This window comes from Microcystis sp. M53598_WE2, from assembly GCF_030067735.1.
In the GTDB taxonomy this organism is placed as follows: Bacteria; Cyanobacteriota; Cyanobacteriia; order Cyanobacteriales; family Microcystaceae; genus Microcystis; species Microcystis aeruginosa.
The window spans coordinates 1-1916 of the sequence record NZ_JASJFE010000675.1 but is presented as its reverse complement, the minus strand read 5'-3'; the positions used below and the strand labels follow the sequence as shown (position 1 = coordinate 1916).

General features: G+C 47.6%; 1 protein-coding gene. It reads left to right on the top strand.

Annotation, left to right across the window (positions count from 1 at the left end):
* Positions 1-562: 562 nt before the first annotated feature.
* The gene (locus PX636_RS13780; protein ID WP_288117597.1) at positions 563-1879 is read left to right on the top strand and encodes a type IV pilus twitching motility protein PilT; all 1317 of its coding nucleotides are present in this window, start codon (positions 563-565) and stop codon (positions 1877-1879) included.
* Positions 1880-1916: the final 37 nt, after the last annotated feature.

Sequence of the window (1916 nt, the reverse complement as noted above, 5' to 3'; positions counted from 1 at the left end):
CCGTGGGACACACGGAATCGGGCTTCTGAAATGGGGCGAAAGTCTGTGGACTCTGTGTAAGACAGTACATGGTTTTTTAACTGTGGTATGCGACGGTGGTGGAAGCAGAAACTTAAATCGTGAGGTTTAGGAATCGCCGCACTTTTAGGGCGGTGAGGATGTCAACGTATTTACCTCTCCTAAAACTGACGATCAAACAGAAATGAGTAGTCAAAATCATCAGCCCTAAACCTCGATTGTAACAATTTTAGGGTCTAAATCCTGTTTAAAAGGTATAGGAGAGGGGGAATTATAAATTATGAAGTGGGGAAGTGGGGAAGTGGGGAAGTGGGGAAGTGGGGAAGTAGGGAAGTGGGGAAGTAGGGAAGTGGGAAGAATAAATAAAAATAATCTCCTGTCTCCTGTCTCCTGTCTCCTGTCTCCTGTCTCCTGTCTCTTGACTCGGAGACTACTGGCTCCTTGCTCCTCAATCTAGCGTCTGTGAGGAATTGAGAAATTGAGGATGATTTGATAGGATGTTAGTACAATCGGGGAATAGTAAAGAAAAAACCCCCTATTGCTCATGAGTCAAAATCCCAGTTCTTCCTCGCGACCACTGCAGCCGCTGCCGGTTCCCTCCATGCCGATACCTCCCTCAGAAATCACGGGAACCAGCACGGGGACAACTCAAGAAATGACGCAACAAGTGGCGACACCGACCAAAAACGTGCCGAATATGCCGCAAAATGGTCAAATTTACGCCCCACGTCCTCCCCAAAATCGCGCTCCCAGTCAGGCTGCTTCTCCCCAAACCCCACCCCGGCCGGGTCGCGCTCCCAATCAACCCACCTTAGAACATTTGATCCGGATGGCCTTTGATCGGGGTTATTCGGACGTTCACCTAGGAGTTGGAGAACAACCCCGGATGCGGGATCGTGGTGAAATGATTATTCTCAACTATCCTGAAATTGACATCAACACTTTTTATAGTTGGTTACGGGAAATCCTAGGAGAAGAAGAAATCCTTCGCTTTAAAAAAGATCTAGAGTTTGACGGTGCAACTCAGTACGAATTCGCTAGGGTGCGGATTAATATCTTTGAAAGTCTGCGCGGTCCGGGGATGGTTTTGCGTCTAATTCCCCTGAAAATCCTCACTGTGGAACAATTGGGCTTACCGGCTGTGTTCCGGAATGTGTGCGATGTGCATAAGGGATTGATTTTAATCACCGGTCCGACGGGTTCAGGGAAATCCACCACCCTAGCAGCCATGATCGATTACATAAATAAAGAACACGCCAAACATATTATCACCATCGAAGACCCGATCGAATTTGTCCATCAAAGTCGTCGCAGTTTGATCAAACAAAGGGAAGTGGGAATACACACCCATGAGTTCGATAATGCCCTAAAAGCCTCTTTGCGGGAAGACCCAGATATTATTCTGGTGGGGGAGATGCGGGACAAATCCACCGTTAATACTGCCCTGAAAGCTGCCCAAACTGGTCACTTAGTTATGGGAACCCTGCACACCAACAGCGCCGTTAAAACCCTGGAGCGGATTTTAACTCTTTATACCGCCGAGGAACGGGAATCGATGCGGGTGGCGATCGCAGAATCCTTGGTTTGTATTATTTCCCAGGGTTTATGTCGCACCACCGACAGTAAACGGACCGCTTTTCACGATATTCTCGTCAACACAGAAACCGTCAAAGATTACATTTGCAGCGGCAAAAATGACGAAATTATCGAATTAATGAGAGATGGCGAATACCATGGCATGATTACCACTAATCAATCTCTGTTTAACCTCTATCAAGAGGGACGGATTAGCGATGAGGTCGCCCTGGAAATGTCCCCGGTTCCCAATGAAATGGCGATGATGCTGCGGGGTAGAATCTAGAAAAACCCTGAAGGAAATCCTTGAGGGGTCAAGAGTT